Annotated in this window: 16 protein-coding genes and 1 riboswitch; of the genes, 4 read left to right on the forward strand and 12 right to left on the reverse strand. The window is 29.8% G+C overall.

Going from position 1 to position 20,536, the window contains the following annotated elements; genetic code table 11:
• Positions 1-69: 69 nt before the first annotated feature.
• The 7 genes from CURI_RS13980 to CURI_RS14010 all read right to left on the reverse strand — a co-directional run bounded on the left by CURI_RS13980 (position 70) and on the right by CURI_RS14010 (position 8,533).
• Positions 70-1,425 carry a DUF6179 domain-containing protein gene (locus tag CURI_RS13980; protein ID WP_014968924.1) on the reverse strand — a complete coding sequence of 452 codons (1,356 nt, stop codon included), beginning with the start codon at positions 1,423-1,425 and terminating at the stop codon, positions 70-72.
• Between the two features lie 6 nt (positions 1,426-1,431).
• Positions 1,432-1,899 carry a DUF6323 family protein gene (locus CURI_RS13985; RefSeq protein ID WP_014968925.1) on the reverse strand — a complete coding sequence of 156 codons (468 nt, stop codon included), beginning with the start codon at positions 1,897-1,899 and terminating at the stop codon, positions 1,432-1,434.
• 599 nt (positions 1,900-2,498) lie between these two features.
• Positions 2,499-3,344, reverse strand: a complete 846-nt coding sequence (locus tag CURI_RS13990) for a sialate O-acetylesterase (RefSeq protein ID WP_014968926.1) — start codon at positions 3,342-3,344, stop codon at positions 2,499-2,501.
• A gap of 363 nt (positions 3,345-3,707) precedes the next feature.
• On the reverse strand, positions 3,708-3,965 hold the full coding sequence (locus CURI_RS13995) for a helix-turn-helix domain-containing protein (RefSeq protein ID WP_014968927.1): 258 nt from the start codon (positions 3,963-3,965) through the stop codon (positions 3,708-3,710).
• A gap of 328 nt (positions 3,966-4,293) precedes the next feature.
• Positions 4,294-5,589 carry a histidine--tRNA ligase gene (gene hisS, locus CURI_RS14000; protein WP_014968928.1) on the reverse strand — a complete coding sequence of 432 codons (1,296 nt, stop codon included), beginning with the start codon at positions 5,587-5,589 and terminating at the stop codon, positions 4,294-4,296.
• A 504-nt stretch (positions 5,590-6,093) separates the two neighbouring features.
• The gene (locus CURI_RS14005; RefSeq protein ID WP_014968929.1) at positions 6,094-8,148 is read right to left on the reverse strand and encodes a HelD family protein; all 2,055 of its coding nucleotides are present in this window, start codon (positions 8,146-8,148) and stop codon (positions 6,094-6,096) included.
• Between the two features lie 46 nt (positions 8,149-8,194).
• Complete coding sequence (locus CURI_RS14010; protein ID WP_228370494.1) at positions 8,195-8,533, reverse strand: TetR/AcrR family transcriptional regulator; 339 nt, start codon at positions 8,531-8,533, stop codon at positions 8,195-8,197.
• A 200-nt stretch (positions 8,534-8,733) separates the two neighbouring features.
• A riboswitch (Fluoride riboswitch) is annotated at positions 8,734-8,793 on the forward strand.
• Positions 8,794-8,899: 106 nt separating this feature from the next.
• Here CURI_RS14010 and CURI_RS14015 point away from each other — a divergent pair.
• Both CURI_RS14015 and CURI_RS14020 read left to right on the forward strand, forming a co-directional pair.
• Complete coding sequence (locus CURI_RS14015; RefSeq protein ID WP_014968931.1) at positions 8,900-10,975, forward strand: voltage-gated chloride channel family protein; 2,076 nt, start codon at positions 8,900-8,902, stop codon at positions 10,973-10,975.
• Positions 10,976-11,653: 678 nt separating this feature from the next.
• Positions 11,654-12,742 (forward strand): GIY-YIG nuclease family protein, encoded by a 1,089-nt coding sequence (locus CURI_RS14020; RefSeq protein WP_014968932.1) that lies wholly within the window; start codon positions 11,654-11,656, stop codon positions 12,740-12,742.
• A gap of 467 nt (positions 12,743-13,209) precedes the next feature.
• On the opposite strand, the gene CURI_RS14025 is transcribed toward CURI_RS14020, so the two are convergent.
• Positions 13,210-13,800, reverse strand: a complete 591-nt coding sequence (locus tag CURI_RS14025; RefSeq protein WP_014968933.1) for an isochorismatase family protein — start codon at positions 13,798-13,800, stop codon at positions 13,210-13,212.
• Between the two features lie 17 nt (positions 13,801-13,817).
• Entirely contained in the window at positions 13,818-14,873 is a 1,056-nt protein-coding gene (locus tag CURI_RS14030; protein ID WP_014968934.1) for a guanine permease, read from the reverse strand.
• Positions 14,874-15,149: 276 nt separating this feature from the next.
• Here CURI_RS14030 and CURI_RS14035 point away from each other — a divergent pair, with 276 nt between their 5' ends.
• On the forward strand, positions 15,150-16,040 hold the full coding sequence (locus tag CURI_RS14035) for a LysR family transcriptional regulator (protein ID WP_041701839.1): 891 nt from the start codon (positions 15,150-15,152) through the stop codon (positions 16,038-16,040).
• Positions 16,041-16,163: 123 nt separating this feature from the next.
• On the opposite strand, the gene CURI_RS15485 is transcribed toward CURI_RS14035, so the two are convergent.
• Entirely contained in the window at positions 16,164-16,274 is a 111-nt protein-coding gene (locus tag CURI_RS15485; RefSeq protein WP_081580459.1) for a Rossmann-fold NAD(P)-binding domain-containing protein, read from the reverse strand.
• Between the two features lie 803 nt (positions 16,275-17,077).
• Between CURI_RS15485 and CURI_RS14040 the strand changes: the two genes are divergently transcribed.
• Entirely contained in the window at positions 17,078-18,415 is a 1,338-nt protein-coding gene (locus CURI_RS14040; protein WP_014968936.1) for a uracil-xanthine permease family protein, read from the forward strand.
• 158 nt (positions 18,416-18,573) lie between these two features.
• Here the strand turns inward: CURI_RS14040 and CURI_RS14045 are convergent, their stop codons facing one another.
• Both CURI_RS14045 and CURI_RS14050 read right to left on the reverse strand, forming a co-directional pair.
• Positions 18,574-19,686 carry a hypothetical protein gene (locus CURI_RS14045; RefSeq protein ID WP_014968937.1) on the reverse strand — a complete coding sequence of 371 codons (1,113 nt, stop codon included), beginning with the start codon at positions 19,684-19,686 and terminating at the stop codon, positions 18,574-18,576.
• Positions 19,673-20,212, reverse strand: coding sequence for an RNA polymerase sigma factor (locus CURI_RS14050; RefSeq protein WP_014968938.1), 540 nt, complete (start codon positions 20,210-20,212; stop codon positions 19,673-19,675). Before CURI_RS14050 ends, CURI_RS14045 begins: the two co-directional genes overlap by 14 nt.
• Positions 20,213-20,536: the final 324 nt, after the last annotated feature.

Here is a 20,536-nt window from a genome sequence, read left to right on the forward strand (position 1 = left end):
TTAACAAGCTATATCATTTACTTATGATACATTACTTGATAGCCAAAGTGACTTCGATCTTTAGATTTTTTATTTATAATGTATTCTTTCTCTAAGCTTTCTTATTGCTATCTGTTCCTCTTCACTCAAACTCATCATATACTTTTTAAATTCATAATGCCATTCTTTTTCATATTCATCTTCAAAAGTTAAATCATATATATCCTTAGATAAAAGAATAATTTCAATTTGAGATAAGCTTTTAAAGTAATAAATATACTCATCTCCAAATAAACAATCCGCGCTTAACATATCTACTAAATCTTCCATACTCTTAATTTTATTTTTAATTAATGTAATTTTATCTTCAATTAAAGAGCAATCCCGAATTTCTTCACTTAACTTTTTAAATTCAGTATTTGTCATTTTCTTTCCATCAATATATTCAATTGCTTCATCCTCATTTCCCTCATCAAAAGATATAAATACTGTCTCTAATCTATTCAATTCTATGCCTTGGCTTATTAGCGAAGTTACTTTTAATGTTGACTTTTTAATATAGTTTATCAATGCTTCGTTTTTAATACTTAAAGTACTACAGCATGTTTTTGCATGTTGTAATAACTCTTCTTGTAATTTTTCTAAAGATAACTTTTTTAACTTATTTTTTATATACTTTCTTTCAGTATCATTAATACTAAGATTATTCAAATCCCTTCCACAGATGATTACTCCTAGTGAATTAATTAATAGTAATTCAAATACATTTATTAATAACAGTTCACATTTTTTATCATAGCTCTTTAATAACTTGTTTATTTCATCAATGTTAAAATTATTACAGAACTCATTTTCTAAGTTCAATTTATCTAAATAGTTATATATATATTCAACACCTGTATATTTTATATTATCTATACAAAGCTGATAATCTATTGATCCTGAAGTTTCATGAGCAGCAAAAAAAATATCATACTCTTTAAAAAACAACTTAAGTCCATAGTATATAGTATCGTTATATGAGTAGTTATCGATTCTAAGCTTGTCATCATTAATTTTATTAAACAATTTCTTACACTCTAATACTTGTGCACTAATTAAATCCTGACCCGTTTTTAGTATATCTGATAATCTAGTATGCTTTAACTCGTCTATTAACATATCCATATTATCAAAAGTTTTTAAGTAAATTCCTATAGTATAGTCAATGCATTGTAAAATATTTTCAGCCACTTCTACCATAACTGAACTACTCTCATCTTTTGTATAATATTCTAACTTTACCTTTAGAAGTTCCATTCTTTCATAATGGATATTGCTTAAAACATTTTCATCTAGCTTTCCTTTCTCATAACAATTCACTAAAACATCCTTAAAAAAATATTCATCACTAAAGCTATCTCTTGTAAGATGATCATATTCTTGAATATTGCTAACGTTTCTCATATTATATCAATCCTTTTCATTATCAAGATTTGTATAATCTTTTACACCACTTCTTATATTGTCAGCAATCTTATATAATGCTTTTCCTTCTAAAAGCTCCAGTGATCCCTGACAATAGTTATTAAAACTCTCTTTCATAATTTCTATTAGTTCATCATCACTTATATAATCTAGGGTTTCGTTCTTATAGTTATAAAAAATCTCCACAAGTTCATTTATTGTATCACTATAATTATATTGTGATATATATGGAGAATCACAGAAAGCTATAACAATTTTATTTATAATTTGACCATTAAATTCTATCCTTCCACTTTTCTTAAGTGCTATATTTCTCGTTTTAATAATTTCTTTGACATCTTCTGTAGAGAGCTTTAATCCATATTCACTTGTATGTTCATTACACTGGAGTATGTCATTAAAAACTTGCTCCTCTAGTAAGTTATTCTTAAATAAATCAATAAAATCTTTCATATTAAAACTTCCTTTCAAAATTTATTGACTTTCATTTAGAAATGTGATATGATTAAAATATTATGATATAATTGCTATAATAGTGTATTTTATCATTTATGTTTTCCGTTGTCAATATTGTATATAAAAAAGAGTATCTATATAATCAAGATACTCTTTTCTTAGTTTATTGAATAATTCTTTTCACTATTATCCAAAGTATAACCTTAGACAATTTTAATATAATATTTTTAAAAAACTTGTGAAATATAAAGTGTTGAATTTTACTAGCTTTATTACTTCTAAATTTATATATTCAATAAAGTACTTCTTATATAAATCTAATATTTTTTTATGATCATTTTAAATAAACCTTTAGTAGACTACTCCACGTCAATCCTATAGTTTGATCTAGATGAAACTTTGGTTTTCCAAATAACTCATATCAACAATTTAAGAAAAGACTATTTCATTTATATTATAGTATTCAAGTTAAAACTAAAGCTTCCGTAGATGATGACTATAGTTGTTGTATGCTTTTTTCTCTTAGTTAACTTCAATGGTAAAAACAAAGAATTCCTTAAACTTATACAATTCCCTATCTGGCATATTGTTCTTATCTAGCAATTTATTTTTGACATTTTCAACTGATACTCTTCTAATGATATATGGCCTCCGGCAAATTGATTTTCTAGTATTGTCATCTTTTCAGTTTTTGTTAAAACCCTTTCATTGTCAATATTAATAGCATTTTCTTCACCTTCCAGAGGAGCTAGTATATGCTTAAGTTTATCATATGCTTCAAAATATCGAAGTCCAAATATTCTTTGTGAAGCTGCATTTAAGTGAATACCGTCTGGATTAGGTGTTAATCCTGATGCTGTCACAAAGTAGCAGTTCTTATGTGTATTAGCAAACTGTAGAAGTTCCTGATTAATTTCGGAATATTCAGGAAAATATTCACCTAAAAAACCTTCTCCTAAATAGTCTCCAATTCCACCCATGATAATAGGTATATCTGGCTCACCAAGTTGTTTACGAAATTCTTCAGTAATTTTTAAAAACTTCTCATGATAAAGTTTATAGAGCCCCGACATAGAATCACTTTCACCTTGATGCCATAGGATTCCTTCTAATTTACTATTTTGCTGAGCTAATTTTGCCTGTAGTATAGCATGCTTAAATAACGATCCATCTACTGACCAATCATCTAAGCTTGCACCACCTTCGGCACAAGGTATCAATCCTATTTCTTCATTTTTATTTTCTCTACACCATGCAGCTGCAAAAGAAGCAGCGGGACCAATACCAGCATAAGGTCTATCATAGTTTATAGGTTCCATCATGATTTGCCATAGCCCATTACGTAACACTTTTATATGTTCATTACAAATTATAGGAACATCTTTTAAAAATCCACGACCAGCCATATTCGATTGACCAACCATCAAAAAAGAATGTATCATAAATATTTTTCCTCCTTGTATTTATCAAGAATTCTTTACAAATTAATTTTTCGTTATTCAAAATATATGAATTCTTTGATTATAGTTATTATTTCTTCTCAATAAAAAATATCAATCTTAGTATTTGATAATATTTTTAAAGTTATTTAGTCTAATTCCAATATAGTCTAGAACATCTTTTTCCTTAATGTAATTTTTATAAAATATTTGTTGAATGTATATTAGGACTTGCTATAAAGTACTAATGAATTATACATTTATTTTATAATTTAAAGCACTATAATCACAGTCTTAAAAATAGATATATTTATTTTTTCCTATCTAAAAAAGAGATCTTACCAAAATGGTAAAATCTCTTTTGCTTCATTTTTTCACTATTTTTCTTACTGAATCATATGATAAACAATATTTCTTAGCGATATCAGTTATTGTCGCTCCATTTTTATATTGATTGATTATCTCACTATTACGCTTCTTATAATATTCTCTTGAACCACTATTCTCTCCCCACTTACGTTTTTCCCTATTAGTCGGAATGTATAGTAGCTCCCCATCTACATAGTTCAAAATTTCGTTCAATAACTCTTTTGGAAGCACATCTGCTGCATTAATATATTTCATATCCCTACTCCTTTACTTAACTAGTTAAATAAAGTGCAGAATTGGCAGCTAATGCAACTTTTTATCCCACGCAGTTCGTTGCATTTCTACTATTCTGCATGGGTATAAGCACTATGTAGTTTATTTTCATATTTCAGTTTCATAAACATACTACCACCTCCAAAATCGTCGAATTAATACATGTTGTTAGTATATCATACTTAGTATTTCTATAAGTTTTTTAATATTTAATTTCATGTAGATATTTTTCTTATTTATTTATGATAAGGCTAATCGCAATAGATATAATATAGACTTTTATTTCTTTAATAAGCATTAAATTTATCATTTATAACACTCTGTAATCAACCTTTTTATCGTTTCCAGACCTCATATTTTTTATCTTCACTTCATTTTTTATCATCTCTTCTTCTCCAATTAATATCACATTTTCTATACCTAGCTTATTAGCATAATTCATTTTTTTCTTCAGTGAATTATCCTCAAAATATACTGATACACCATAACCTTTTTCCTGTAGATATCTCATAACCTTTATACAATAGCCGATTGTGTCTCCAATTGGAATTATTAAATAATTTAATTTATTTTTTATTTTATAATTCTCTATAAAACCTATTTCTTTTAATACAAAAAATAATCTTGTTATTCCTATTGAGATACCAACACCTGGTAATAAGTTCTCTGTATAGTTTTCTGCCAAATTATCATATCTTCCACCTGAACAAATTGAACCATAATTTTCATTTCCTACTAGTACTGTTTCAAAAACAGTTCCAGTATAGTAATCTAGTCCTCTAATAATTTTTAGATTTATTCTAAATTGTCCGTCATCTACACCTAAGTCTTCTAGCATTGATTTAACCTGACTTAGTTCATTTATTCCTTCAATAAAATATTCATTTTTAATATCAAGTTTCAATAATTCATCTAATATTTTTTGATTAGTTCCTTGAATATTAAATATTCTATTTAAATATTTACTTTTTTCATGACCTATAATACTTATAAGCTCCTCTTCAAAACATTTTGAGCCAATTTTATCATACTTATCGACTAAGATCATTACATCTCTGGTGTTTTCTATCTCTAATTCACTTAGTATTCCTTTTAATATTTTTCTATTACTAACTTGAAACTCATAGTTTTCTATTCCTATCTCTCTAAATGCTTTGTCTGCTAAACTTATAACCCAAGCATCATTATATATACTTAACTTATCTTTACCAATAACATCAACATCACATTGATAAAACTCTCTATATCTACCCTTCTGATTTCTCTCACCCCTATACACTTTTCCTAATTGATACCTTTTAAAAGGAAAGATTAAATCATTATAGTATTGTGCTACATATCTGGCAAAGGGTACTGTTAAGTCGAATCTTAATGCTAAGTTATTTTTACCCTTTTGAAAGCTATATACTTGCTTTTCTGTTTCTCCACCACTCTTAGCAAGTAGAACCTCTGCTTTCTCTATTATTGGTGTATCCATAGACATACAGCCATTTTTTTCATAAACATCTGTAATTTTATTTACTATATCATTAAATATTTCTTGCTCTTTTGGTAATAGTTCCATAAATCCTGCTAATATACTTGGTTTTATAATATTCTTACTCATCTCATTCACTCCATATCTAATTTTATTTCTGCACAACAAAAAACCATGTAGGCAAATATCCCACATGGTTCAATAAATTATGATTGCACTTAATTTATCATCACCTAGAGATACAAGCCTACTCAAATAGACTTGTATCTGCCTCAACAGACCAAGTCTCTAGTGATGATGATGTATTGAATTAATATCTTTTATAATAAGTGCTTTCATAATATTCCTCCTAAATTTATTTTAGTAACATTGTATATAATATTATCGAAAATATCAATCATATTATTTTTTGTATTATTTATTCATATATCAAAATAATTTATATCAACATCTCAAGTAAAGTTCTCCTTTATTTATGATACAATTCACCGTACTATCAATAAATGATAAATGCCTTAATTTTAATCTAACCAGCTTCAAAGTCTTGTAATCTAGAAGCTTTCCCGATAAGTGACAGACTAGCACCTAGCGCACACTTTGGCTTCTGTTTTGCAAATAACTGATTGTACTTTATTATAAAAAATGTGTCAATTTTCCGTAATACGTCAGATCTAATCGATGCATAGCTCGAGTACAAGCAACGTACAGCATGCTTCTATCCAAATCCGTATGATAAGTTGCAGAACAAACGGAAGGTACTATTACTTGGTCAAATTCTAACCCCTTGGCCATATGAGCTGTTGTAATAATTATTCCATCCTTAAGCTCAGTGCTACCAAAGTCCAGTAAGAAAACATCGTTGTATTTATCTTTGACTTGTTGGTAAATATCGTCTGCCTGCTCTTGTGTTTTGCATACAATTCCTAGGGAACTGTAGCTTGATTTTAAATAGTCATTAATTAAATGTCTGATCTCTTCCCATTGACCCTCTAAATTTGCACAGTTCCTTATTATAGGCTCTTTACCATGTCTCTCAATTGGAATCAATTTGCTGTTGCTTTTTATTTTCTGTGCAAAATTTGTGATTTCAATCGTAGAGCGGTAGCTTTTGCATAATTCCATACAGTCGGAATCCACAAAAACACTTTTTAAAATCTCAAGCGAGGATGCACTATGAGGATTAACCGATTGAAAGCTGTCGCCTAAAATCGTCATTTTGCAGTCAAATAGCTTCTTTATAACTGCATATTGTATAGGAGTATAGTCTTGCATTTCATCCACTAACAAGTGCTTTACATGTTTAAATTCTGTTTCCGATCCTTCGAAAAACATTTTTGTATATATATAAGGAAATACATCAGCATACTCAAGTTTATCTTTCTGTATCAACTGGAATAGTTTCGGATTTTCAATATGATCATAGAAATTCTTGTATAACGAAAGTGCATCCTTGAATTTGTACATTTTAAGGATAGCGGTCTTAATCTTTTTTGTAATTGGATATCTTATTCTTTTACCATCATTTGTTTTTATGTTTTCTATAATATCTTTTGATATTTTCTCCAGTCGTTTTTTTACAGGCATCCTTTTTAGAGTTATAAAGCTTATCATCAAATACTCTTTTGATACGTTGATACTTTCAATGCAAATATCCGCGGGAGAAAAGTATTCAGTGTTTGCCTTCTCTAGATACGAATCAAGATCTCTTACAAAATCTAAAGTAGCTTTGTATCTGATGCGTTCAATGGCTCTATTATCCCCTGAGCTCATCAAATCCGTAACTTGCTGGCTGAAGGATTGAAAACCCAGCCTTCCTGCCAGTTCGTCTGTTGCAACTTCCTCCATTGCCATTTCCATGATTTCTTCTTCACCCAACTCTGGTAAGACGTTTGAAATATAATCAGAGAAGACTTGATTTGGCGAAATGATCAAGATATCTTTCGAAGTCAGCTTCTCTTTGAAGCGATATAGCAAAAATGCAACCCTGTGCAACGCGATGGACGTTTTTCCAGAGCCAGCCACCCCCTGAATAATTAATATCTCCGATCTATCATTTCGGATAATGCTGTTTTGTTCTCTTTGTATTGTAGCTACAATGTTTTTCATCTTCTCATCAGAAGTACGACTAAGCTCCTTTTGCAAAACATCGTCTCCTATATTCAACGCACTCTCCAGCATATACTCCATATGACTATTTTTAATCTTGTATTGTCTTTTCAAGCAAATATCACCACAAATCCTTCCCATGGGTGCATTGTAATATGCTTTGCCTATTTCAAAATCATAAAACATGCTGGAAACTGGTGCACGCCAGTCATAGATCAGCATCTCGTTCCCACTTTCTTCTTCGAAGGAATGCATTCCAATGTAAAAAGATGATTCTTGTATTTCACCATTCTCATGGAAATCGATTCTCCCGAAATATGGAGATTCTATCAGCTTAGCTATTTTTTGTTTTTTGACAATAGCTCTTTCTCCAAAATCAATGGTTTCATGTACAGAAATACGGTTTGCCGCTTTTTCAGCTTGATCCATCTGCGCAAGGTTTTCCCAGATATATTTCTTCGTTTCTTGAATCTCATCGGCATAACTGGATATCTTTTGGTCAATAGTCTGGTATGTTGCTTTCAATTTTTTCAATATCTCATGTAGATACTGTCTTTCGTCTTTCTCTGTCCTATTAAACATAGACTTACTCCCCCCCTTATTAAATCAAAGGTAATTATAATGCTTTCTAAAGAAAAGTACTAGACTTTTTCTTCGCTTTATTATATTCTATTGCTATAGTATGCCCATACATATTATGGTAATATTTTCCTGAAATATCGGGACTTTCATTGATATGTTTACCTAAAAATTCAAATAAATCCTCAATTATAATCTCATATTCATTATTGTGATTAGTAATGATATCAATATTACTCTTATAATCATATCTACAAGTTTCTCTATTAATTAATTCTATAATTACATCATTTATATCACTAAAATACCTATATATTCTACCTTTACTTAAACCTGCTTGCTTTATAATGTCTAGCATAGTTATTTCATATAATGGTTTTGTTGAAATATTATAAACATCGCCCCTATAATTTTAGTTCTCTTTTTGTATGTAATCTTAAGTCACCTTTATTATATAATATCCACCTTTTAATTAGACTAGTTTCATTTTTATTAATTACGTTTTAAAATGTATTTTTTATGTAACTATTGCTTTTGTATTATAAATCTTATAGACAAGTGCTAGAATACGTGTTAATATTATTGAAGAAAACTCACGGCGATGGAGTTCGCCATTAAATGCGTAAAGCTGATGACTCCTACAAAGTAACAATTATTATAATTGTTACTTTGTAGGAGTATTTTTTGTTGTCCATTTTACAAAATATGCTTCTACTAAATAAATATCTTAGGATAAATGAAAGGGGATTAGGAGATGGAAAAGAACAAAAAAGAAATAGCAAATAAAGTAATGTCATTGAATAAGAAAAGCAATAGTGCAATTTTAAGCCTATCATTTATTAAATGGATTGCTATAGGTACAATAGTGGGTGTTGTTACTGGTTCTGCTGCTGCTCTATTTTTAAAAAGTCTGGAGTTAGCCACAGACCTACGTATGAAATATACCTGGTTACTATTCCTTCTTCCACTTGGAGGTGCACTTGTTAGTTTTTTATATTCAAAGTATGGTAAAAATTCTTCAAAGGGTAACAATTTAATTATTGAAAAGATAAATGAGAGTAGTGGTAGAATACCACTCCGTATGGCTCCTTTAGTTTTCTTTGGTACTGTTGTCACTCATTTATTTGGAGGGTCTGCTGGAAGAGAAGGTACAGGTGTGCAAATAGGTGCTAGTATAGCTGAAGGTATAGGTAATTTAATAAAGTTAGATAAAGTAGATAATAGAATTATACTTATGGCTGGAATAAGCAGTGGTTTTGCTTCTGTATTTGGAACACCACTTGCGGGTACAATTTTCGGACTTGAAGTTGCTGCGCTTGGGCTTATGAGTTATGAGGCTTTAATTCCGGCTCTTACTGCAAGTATCGTCGGAGATTTTATGGTATCTTTCTTGGGTGTACATCATACACACTATGAGGTTGTAGGGGTTCCAGACTTAACATTACCCACAATAATTAAAATAATTTTTGCAGCAATTTTATTCGGGCTAACCAGTAAGCTGTTTAGCGAACTAACACATAAGATAAAAGAATTATTTACAGAGGGATTTGAAAACCCGGTAATAAAGAGTATGGTTGGTGGAATACTTGTTATAATTTTAGTATATATAGTTGGGACAAGGGATTTTCTTGGATTAAGTATCCCACTTATTTCTGAATCATTTAGTGGACATGTTCATCCACTTACATTCTTGGGAAAAATAATATTTACATCTTTAACTTTAGGAACTGGCTTTCAAGGAGGAGAGGTTACTCCACTATTTGTAATCGGTTCTACATTAGGAAATGCTTTATCAAATCTACTCAATATGTCACCTTCATTTTTAGCAGCACTAGGACTAATAGGGGTGTTTGCTGGAGCAACCAATGCACCTATTGCTTCCTTTATACTAAGTCTAGAGATGTTCGGTTCCCAAGGACTTGTATTTGTATTTATGACTTGTGCTATTAGCTATATGTTTTCTGGACATACTGGCATATATGTCTCACAGAGAATTGGAAGAAGTAAAAGCAAACTAATCGAAGTACCGCATAATGCAACGCTTTCATATTTAAGAGCAAATAATAAAAGTAAGACAAAAAAGTTAAATCAGGTATTAGTCGGACAATTTAAGTTTGGTCGCTCAAGTATTGAAATCCCAACTACTGAAGGACTAAACCTCATAAAAATTCGAGTTAGTAGAACAGGTATTAGACTTATACACCATGCCTATAATCCTGATGATTCCACTTGGTCAGCAAAACCTATTAATGAACAGCCTGAATATATTAATTTAAATAGCGGAAGTGAAGAAATACATGCAATTACAGTATCTCAGTCCTATGGCAAAAAGGATAAAATATTATTAGTAAATACTAATCTGTGGAAGAGTGTTGAAGTTGACTATATCATCGAACAACTCCGAAATATGGAACTAGATTCTGCTAACAATAATTTTGAAAATATAAAAGATAAGGAATCTTCTTCTCATAATATACAAGTTATTAGTATGCTTGTCGGACAATTAAAGAGAGGAAATTTCAGCATTGAGTTACCAGCAGAAAAAGGAGAAAATAGATATATAATAACTGTTAAAGGTGGGGCTATTAGATTAAACCATAGTTCCTACAATCCAGATGGACATACCTGGTCGACTCCTCCTGGAAATGGTGAAAGGCAACATATCGATTTAAAGGAAGGCAGACACACATTAGATATTTTTGTTAGTGAACACTATGGCAATATAAATAAAATTGAATTAGTTAATGGAAGCTTTTTTAACAGCGTGGAGATTATCTGTTCAATTGAGAAGATAAATATTACAGAAAGTATATTAGAAGATATGAATTAGTTAGATTAGTTAATATAAAACACAGTATGAAATATTCAAGGTCATACTGTGTTTCAATTTTCATAGCTTTAAATATCATAATAAGGATATAGGAATTACCTCATTAACAGTACGTTCTTAAATAATCCTACTAAAAAGCTCATTTACTTATGATACGGTTTACCGTATTATCGATAAAGGAAGTTTTTTGATATATGTATTTCAAATGATTCAGAATGCATAAACGGTATAATCATAAGCTCTTTTCTTCTTTTAACATTTCAGTGAACCTAGGCTGTTTTATTGCTTCTTAAGATAATACTAAATCTATTCCACCCTAAATAAATGTACATGCTTTTTCACGACATAAGCTTCTAGGTAATTGATCTATACAATAACTTCTGCTAAACGACCACATAATGATACACGCCAGTCTGATAGTAATCCCTGACATTATTTTTTCCATATTTCATAAAATTCATTGTATATTTAATTATCAAAATCCTCATTTCTTATTATAATTGCCAAACTTTTCCGATCTTATTGAATAGCTTATATTTTTAACAATTCATGGCAGAGAGAAGCAAATGTATATTGTAAATCCAGTATGTAACTTAATTTTTCTTTCATATATGTGAATTGAGATCAGACTCTGGTCATGATAAAATCTAATTATTATATTTTTAGGGAGGCTACAGTGTGGATTTAAGTGCGAAAATTAAAAATCTTCCTTCTTGTTCAGGAGTGTATCTTATGAAAGATTCACTTAATGGTGTAATTTATGTAGGAAAATCAAAAAATCTTAAAAACAGAGTTTCATCATATTTTCAAAATTCAAAGTCACACACCCCCAAAGTTATAAAATTAGTTAAAAATCTAAAGGACTTTGACTATATAACTACTGACACAGAATTTGAAGCCTTTATGCTAGAGTGTAAGTTGATAAAAGAAATTAAACCTTTATATAACAAACTAATGAAAAGCTCAAAATCTTATTGTTATATAAAGATAAAGTTCAATGAAAAGCATCCTTATATTGACCTTTCTAGCGTATATGTTAAAGATGATGATGGTATTTACTTTGGACCATACACTAGTAAAAGTATAGTTGAAAGAGCCATTCAAGGTGTAAAAGAATACTGTAAAATACTATGTACTAATGAGTCGCAAAGAAAAGCCTATTGCTTGTACTACTCTTTAGGGTTTTGTATTGGCATGTGTTTAGATAAAGTTTCAAAAGAAAAGTATTTTGATATATTTAATAAAATAGTAAATCTATTTAATGGCACTGATGAAAGTATCATTAAGGGAATAGAGCTTAATATGAATTCTTCATCAAAGAAGTCTGCTTTTGAGAAGGCTATTAAGTATAGAGACTATCTAGCTTCAATAAATTATGTAATTGACAAAGCTAAAGTTGTGAAATATACAGAAGAGAATAAAAATATTGTTTTACTTGAGTATTTAAGTGATGATATATTTAAGTTTTTTCTAATTAAGGGAAATAAAGTTCTTTTTAGTGATAAATATATAGTTAAAGATTTAGATATTAAAAAATTAAAGTATTTTTTAAAAAATAATATTTTATCTTATTTTAACAATATATCCATAAATGATTCAATAAAAGTTGGAAGAGAAGAAGTTGATGAGTCTCAAATAATTTATACCTATTTAGAGAATAAATCTAACGACTGTAGGTATTTTGTAGTTCTAAAGCAATGGCTTAAGAATATAAATGATGTAGATTTTGACCATGAAATTGATAAACTTCTTCTTGCTAAATCATAATCGTCTTAAGGTGTGTTTCATTACCAAACCTTTACAACATAAAAAGTTTTATTAAGAAAAATATACACCACACAATTTTATTTTTTACCTTAATTTTATCTTTTACCTTTAAGATGAAATAGAAAAGAGAACGGTTCTCCAAAGTAAAAAATAAAAATAATACTAGAACAATTAGAAGACATGTCTGGGAAGAATATAAGAAAAAAATTAATTTTTAAAAACCGATAAAGGCAAAAGAATATATAAAATGAGAAAAGAAAAAGTAAGTTAACAATATTTACTTACAGTTATTTATTAGAATATGGAAAAGATAGCTAATATACTAGCTTCTTAAATTATTAAAAAAACAATATATTTAGCTAGATTTCATGGATCATGTTACATAAAAGTCCAAATTTAAAAATATGAAAACTCTCATAAAAATTTCTATGAGAGTTTTCAACAGTAGTTTAAGCTTCTTTTTAATACTAATTTAGTTCTTTTATTAATTCATCAACAGTTACCACATCACCGATTACATAATCGATATTTTTAAGAAAAGCTTCATGTAGTTCTATACTAGTACCTGCTACTCCATCAGAAAGCACCACAGACTTTACATCTCTTTGCACTGCATCTAAAGCAGTAGCATATACACAAACGTTTGTTGCAGCACCAGTTAAGATAAGAGCTTTTTTATTAAATGATCTCATAAGCACTTCTAAATCTGTAAGGTAATATCCACTGTATCTTCTTTTTATTATTACATAGTCATCATCTTCTGGTTTCAGCTCCTCAATTATTTCAACACCCTCAGTTCCTTCTAAACAGTGTTGAGGTTCATCTCTTTCTAGTTCAAGACCATAGTCAACCTTTTGGAATCTATGCATCTCTTGTGTATAAAACACAGGGATATCGTTTTCCTTTGCCCAACGTTTAGCCTTCTGAATATTTGGTATTATATCTCTACCACCAGGACATTCGATAGGTGCTCCTTCTCTGATAAAGTCATTCTGCATATCAATTATTATTAATGCACATTCTTCTTTTTTTATTTTGTGTAAATTATTTTTTGACATTTTTATTCCTCCTTAAATTAGAAAATATTAGTTAAAAATCTTACTATAATACCAGAAATCATTCCTATAAATGGGTCTGTACTTGCGGTAACTATAGTTGTAACACCAGCTACCATTGGATTTGAGGATACTCCAGTAGCAATATTCGATGGAAATACTACTATAGCTCCCAGAACAAATAGAAATCCTGCTATTGACTCACTAGGAACATACTTGGCAATTTTGGGTAATAACTTAATAAGCAGTACAACTGCCATTAATAGCATCATTATAAGACCGCTAGAAACAGGATTAGGTGCAACAGCTGTACCACTTATAACTGCTTCAACAGGTCCACCACCAAAAAGCGCACTAGTAGCATCTGCAAGACCAGAGTATAGTGTAACATGGTCAACATTTACTGTAGCATTTGCTAATGAACCAGTAACACTTGAATATGCAATATTTCCTCCAATTTGCATTGTGGTCAATGCTAGAACCTTTCTAACTAAACTAGGTGTTATTTTGAAATTTAAAAGTTTAAACTTTTCGTTTGAAAGATCAACTTTACTATTGCTTTCTTTATCTTTATTTAGAAAAATCCAAGCTATAGAACTTATAAAAACAGATGTTACAATAGTATATACTAAGTTTTTATCTGTAATAAAATATGTCAATAATGCAGTACTCACGGATAGTGCAGTAACTACTTTGTTTGATTTGAACATATCTACTGATACTTTTGCCAGTGTAATTCCTACACCAGCCATCATACTATTAAGTATTGCTGGTCCAATAAAGTTAATGGTTGGTTCAAGAAGTCCTAAAGCACCAATAATGGACATCATAACTCCCGTAAAAAATACAATATTCAAGCGTTCATTTCTGTCTTCACCCATTTGACCAGCGAGTACAATTGCTTCTGCTTGGAATGAAATAGGTGCAACTTGTTTAGTAAGTAAAAAACCAGCACTTCCTACAATAAATCCTATAGCAGTTGGAAAGGCTCCAAATCCATATGATAACGAAAGTAGCCCCTGAGGAAGTCCATTAATTACAACAGCAATAGCGGCAATTATATCTTGAAATGTCATAAAATCATCCCCTTTATTATTTTTATTTCAAATACTTTAAATATCCAACAAAAATTCACCTCCAATTAAGAGTAATTTATTTGATTATTATTTAGTCACTAAGGAGATTTATATATAGTGCTTTGTAAGGGTTATGTTATATATGCAAATATTAAGATATACTGTTAAGATCATATTAATGTATTAACTTCATGATAGCATTGTCTAACTATAGAATCTAATATATAATAATATATAATATCAATAGGTAAAACCTATCAGTAGGGAGTGATTTTGTTGAATTATAATATATTACGTTATGTAGTGACGGTTGCTGAGGAGAAGAATTTTACAAAGGCTGCAGAGAAACTATTTATCGCACAGCCATCCTTGAGTCAAATTATAAAAAAGGAAGAAGATTCTCTAGGAGTTAAACTATTTGATAGAAATAAAAAACCTTTGGAGCTGACAAGTGCTGGAAATGAGTATGTACTTTGGGCAAGACAAATTATTAATAGCTTTGATAATATGAAAAGAAGTATGAAAGATTTTTCTGATAATGATACTTATTTATTGAAAATTGGAATTATGCCAGAATTTAGCGCTTTTATCTTAGCTAAGCCATTGAAAAAGTTTAGAGAAGAAAAACCAAAAGCAGTTGTTCAAATTCATGAATTAAGTAGTAGTGATTTGGTAAAGAGTTTAGAAAATTCTGATCTAGATTTTATTGTGGGACTTACACACCCAGATAAATATAAATATATTAGTGAACCATTGTATGATGAGAAAATTGTTTTGGCTGTAACACCTGATTATTTACCCCAAAATTATAATACAAAAAAAGTAAACTTAAAACAATTCTCAAATGCTCCATTTGTGATGATGGAGAAGGGGCAGTTCTTATATAATGTTACACATCATTTATGTAATAGAAGTGGGTTTGTACCGAAGGCGGTAGTAGAGTGCTACAATCTTGAGACGGCTTTTCACATGGTGAAAACTGGGGTAGGAGTTTCCATAGTGCCTGACTTGATGTCAGATGTAGTCGGTGAACTAAAGTACTATGAAATTGAAGGAGCAACACCAGAGTCACAAGTATCAATAGTATATCAAAGAGACCGCTACTTATCAGACAATACTAGGCTTTTAATTGAACTTATCAAACAATATAGCTTAGAAAATGAATAATAAAATAAATATCCAACAACTTAGCTGATGTCAGTGTAAAGACAAAGTAATAAAAAACCCATAACATTCTATCTGAAATACATTTCTAAAATTTTCATATATAGAATCGTATTTTTCTCCTATCTAACTTTGAGATATAACGTACTTTATCTCTACTTCTTTATGAGATCTTAGGATTCTAACTAGTTCCGTCCCTACATATTCAGTTGCTCCTATTATACCTGCTTTTATCATTTTTACCCCTTCTATATAATTAAAATAAACCTTTCATCTCTATGTTTCTTAAGAGACGAAAAGTTATCTTGCGTTATCACTCATATTGGAATAAATGAATATTTACATATCTATTCCAATATGACTCTTCTACTTTAATAACTTTATCCAGAAAACCTTACTAATATTTGTAAATTATTATATAAATATTTTCAGCCACTCTCTTCAATATAGTTTCATTACTAGACTCACACTAAACTCTAGCTCGCTTAAACTGTCTTATATCTACTCTTCTAATCATTAGATTTATATATTAATTGTATTTAATTATGAATATATGAGATTATTTATACATTGTCAATAATATCTTGAATATTTATTCTTATTTTTTATATTAAAAACATCTCAATACTATCTTACGTGTTATTTTCTATATTATGTATTATGTGCCGTCAAAGCGTTATTATTTTATCCAAATTTCATCGAATTTTTGCTATAACAATAATTATATTTATCAAATAGTTTTTATTAATTTTTTATTTAACGACTTTACATATTAATTTACATATTAATTTATATATTAATTTTAATATTAAAATTAATATTATTGTTTTTTTGAATTCTATTGACTTTTTGTTATTACAATAGTTATACTGTATACAAATAGTTGTACTGTATACAGTATTTCTTGTTAATTTTTTATTTAACGATTTATGTAGTAATTTATACAATATTTTTAATACTAAAGTTATTGAGGTCTTATTTTTTTAAGATCCAGGAAATCGTTTCTATTATTTTATAATCTTTTAAAGGAGGACATGATTATGTCGAACGAGGCACAAAAATCTACTAATTTGCTATACGGTGTAGATGATAGACCAGGACTGCCAATAGCAATTCTTTTAGCTTTTCAAAATATTATAACATCATTTGGTGGTATAGTTGCAGTACCTCTGATCCTAGGTCAGGCGCTAGGATTTCCTGTAGAAGAAGTTGCTTTTTTAGTTAGTGCAACCGTTTTCGTATCAGGTATTACTACCTGGATTCAAGCAAAAGGTATTGGACCAATAGGTGCTAAAGCTCCTTGTGTTATGGGTACTGATATTACTTTCGTTGCACCAGCACTTACTGTAGGTGTTAACATGGGATTAGGGTTACCAGGAATTATGGGTGCTTCTATAATGGGAGCTTCTATTGAAATGATTTTAAGTAGATTCTTAAAACCTTTAATGAAATTCTTCCCTCCAGTTGTTACTGGTACAGTTGTTACTTTAATAGGTACTAGTTTAATACCAGTTTCTATAGACTGGATGGCAGGTGGAGCCGGTAGTAAAGATTATGGTAATCCTTTAAACATTATCGTAGCGTTAACAGTGTTAACGGTTATTATTTTCTTAAACAGATATGGTAAAGGTATGTTAGGTAGTGCTTCTGTTTTAATAGGTATAGTTTTAGGCTATATTATAAGTACTCCACTTGGATTAATTGATTACCAAGCTATCGCTGATGCTCAGTGGTTTTCTTTACCAACTATATTCAAATATGGAGTTACATTTGATTTTGGAGCATTTATCTCATTTGCACCTGCTTATCTTGTTGCTACAATAGGTACAGTTGGAGTTTTACTTGCAGTTAGTGGTGTTATTGATAAACCCTTATCTGAGAAGCAAATTGCAGACGGAGTTTTATGTGATGGCTTTGGAAGCTTTATAGCTGGTTTCTTTGGAGCTGGTCCAAATACTTCATTCAGCCAAAACGTTGGATTAATTCCTTTAACTAGAGTTGCTAGTAGATATGTAGTAACTATATCAGGTGTCATATTAGTTTTACTTGGAATATTCCCTAAATTCAGCACATTAATAGCTATCATGCCAAATCCCGTATTAGGTGGAGCTGGTATAGTTATGTTCGGTATAGTTGCAGCATCAGGAATTAAAGCTTTAGGAGAAATAAAATTAGACAACCGTAATCTTCTTATAATAGCTGTTTCATTAGGACTAGGCCTTGGTATAACAGTTAAGCCTGAGCTTTTAAGTAAATTACCTAAATTAGCTCAAATGATATTCTCATCAGGTATTAGTACTGGTACTATAGTAGCTCTTGCTTTAAATGTATTATTAAAAGAAGAAAAAGACGATGAAATTACAGCTGAATCAGTATAAAAAAGTATATAAATAGTAAAGTATAATTACAACGAGACTATTCATCCTACCACCAAAGTAGTGAGATGAATAGTCCCGCTGTAATATTTTAATAAACATTATATAATATAAGCATGATTCAAGATAATGCTTAGTCTTATCTTTTTTAAGTATTATAGTTAAGGTTTTAATTCTAATAATCTACCAGTAATTACGCCATTAGCATCTTTTGAGAACTGAGCAGCTCTGCGTCTCTTATCATCGCCACTTATACTTACTGTTTTATATACATTGATCTCCCCCTCTTTAAAATAATCATCTACAGAAATACTAATTTTATGTCCTTCATATTCATAGTGTGCTAAACCATCTTTATCATAAGTAACTTTTTGTACTGATTCTGGAATTACAACACCACCTTTAATTTCTTCCTCAATATCAATATCTGTTTCCATACTAGATTTAGAATCTTTTGCGGTTTTTTCTAATAATTCTTTTATATATTTTTCAGCTTTATCATTGTTAGCCTTTTTTACGTCAATTGGTAGATTAAACAGAGCATTAGCTCCATTATAATTAGGATTAACAGTAATTTCTCCAGTTTCTTCGCTATAATTAAAAGCATTTACATCATAAAAATTACTAGTACTTACAGCTAGATAAAGCCCTCTATCTGCAAACATTTCAACTCCGTCACATTCAATCAACCTATACATAACTCCATCATTTACAAATTCACTATATCCTCCGTTCATGGATGCTATATTAAATTGCCATGGTTTTTGTCCTTTTATAAGAGGAGAAACGAAGAATGGAACTTCACCGTATTTTTCATCCTGACTATCTGGCATTTTCTCACCATCTTTTTTTGCTATAGCTACTACAGCATATGTCCTATCAGGATGTATTTCATCTCCAGAAGTTTTAAAGCTACTTAAACCTTTGCCCGACACGATTCCAAGAAAAGTAAAATTATATTCACCTGAAACAACTGATTCATTTATCTCAATTGCATTTTTGTTCTTAAATGCCTGAGCAAGTGTTTGGTCTCCAATATGTTCTGCAACTTGCTTTGGATTAAGAAGATTCCAAGCTGCAACTCCTGTTATAGATACTGTTAATGTAACCGAAACAGCAACTAGTGCGGCTGCTACTTTTTTTCTGTAACTTGATTTCATAACATTATTCTCCTTTAATTGGTTTATAATTTTTTGATTTAAATCTTCACTGGGCTCAACGGTTGAAGAAAGTGCATTCTTTAGTAGTTGATCTAATTGTTCAGAATTTTTCATTATCATTAACCTCCAGTTCTAAAGTTTTTTTCAAAGCTTTCTTGGCATTATGAAGTCTACTTTTTACAGTTCCTAACGGAATTTTCAGTGCTAATGCTATATCCTGGTTAGACATTTCTGCAGTATAGTACATATACAAAGGTATTCTAAATTTATCATCTAATTTATCTACTGCAGCTTGTATCGTAAGATCAAGTTCGTTAGATATAACAGCATCCTCTGGAGTTGATTCATCCTTAAAAAGGTAATCAGTATTTACGTTTTCATTAATCTTTACTATTGGTACTATCCTTTGTCTTCTGGCATATTTACGGCGATTATTTTTCCAAATTCCTATTGCAATAGATATAAGGAAACCTTTGGAGTTATTATCTTTATCGATCTTATAACACAATTCCGTCGCTTTTAGAAATGTTTCTTGATATAGATCATCTGCATCAACCTTGTTTTTTACAAGCTTATAACAAAATCCATAGATAACTTTACCATGTATGTTTACAAGATCGCTTAAATCTGTTATATCCAAGTAATTTCTCTCCTTTCAACACATTTAAACCTCCTTTATATATCTCTTCACTTATATATTGTCACAATATAATAAAAAGTTCAGTTTTAAGATGAAAATAATCCTGTTATTAAAGAAAAAACTTTTAAATAGTTTTTTGACAACGAAAAAAGCACACAAAAAGACTGTGAAATTCTTTTGTGCACTTTTGTAATTTTTATTGTATTTATATAAAAGCTAAAGAAGTAAGTATAATTGTCTAATATAAAAGCATGATTTTGCCAATAAACAATTGTAACGAAACGTTTGTTGTATAGCAAAGCATTTCATAGTGACTACCTCTTT

Origin of the sequence: Gottschalkia acidurici 9a, from assembly GCF_000299355.1 — a bacterium.
GTDB lineage: Bacteria > Bacillota > Clostridia > Tissierellales > Gottschalkiaceae > Gottschalkia > Gottschalkia acidurici.

Coding starts and splice junctions, on each gene's coding strand:
- CURI_RS13980 (WP_014968924.1), bottom strand. CDS start 1,425: ATGAGAAACGTTAGCAATATTCAAGAATATGATCATCTTACAAGAGAT.
- CURI_RS14045 (WP_014968937.1), bottom strand. CDS start 19,686: ATGAAAAATTCTGAACAATTAGATCAACTACTAAAGAATGCACTTTCT.
- CURI_RS14015 (WP_014968931.1), top strand. CDS start 8,900: ATGGAAAAGAACAAAAAAGAAATAGCAAATAAAGTAATGTCATTGAAT.
- hisS (WP_014968928.1), bottom strand. CDS start 5,589: ATGAGTAAGAATATTATAAAACCAAGTATATTAGCAGGATTTATGGAA.
- CURI_RS14005 (WP_014968929.1), bottom strand. CDS start 8,148: ATGTTTAATAGGACAGAGAAAGACGAAAGACAGTATCTACATGAGATA.
- CURI_RS13995 (WP_014968927.1), bottom strand. CDS start 3,965: ATGAAATATATTAATGCAGCAGATGTGCTTCCAAAAGAGTTATTGAAC.
- CURI_RS14025 (WP_014968933.1), bottom strand. CDS start 13,800: ATGTCAAAAAATAATTTACACAAAATAAAAAAAGAAGAATGTGCATTA.
- CURI_RS13985 (WP_014968925.1), bottom strand. CDS start 1,899: ATGAAAGATTTTATTGATTTATTTAAGAATAACTTACTAGAGGAGCAA.
- CURI_RS14040 (WP_014968936.1), top strand. CDS start 17,078: ATGTCGAACGAGGCACAAAAATCTACTAATTTGCTATACGGTGTAGAT.
- CURI_RS14030 (WP_014968934.1), bottom strand. CDS start 14,873: ATGACATTTCAAGATATAATTGCCGCTATTGCTGTTGTAATTAATGGA.
- CURI_RS13990 (WP_014968926.1), bottom strand. CDS start 3,344: ATGATACATTCTTTTTTGATGGTTGGTCAATCGAATATGGCTGGTCGT.
- CURI_RS15485 (WP_081580459.1), bottom strand. CDS start 16,274: ATGATAAAAGCAGGTATAATAGGAGCAACTGAATATGTAGGGACGGAA.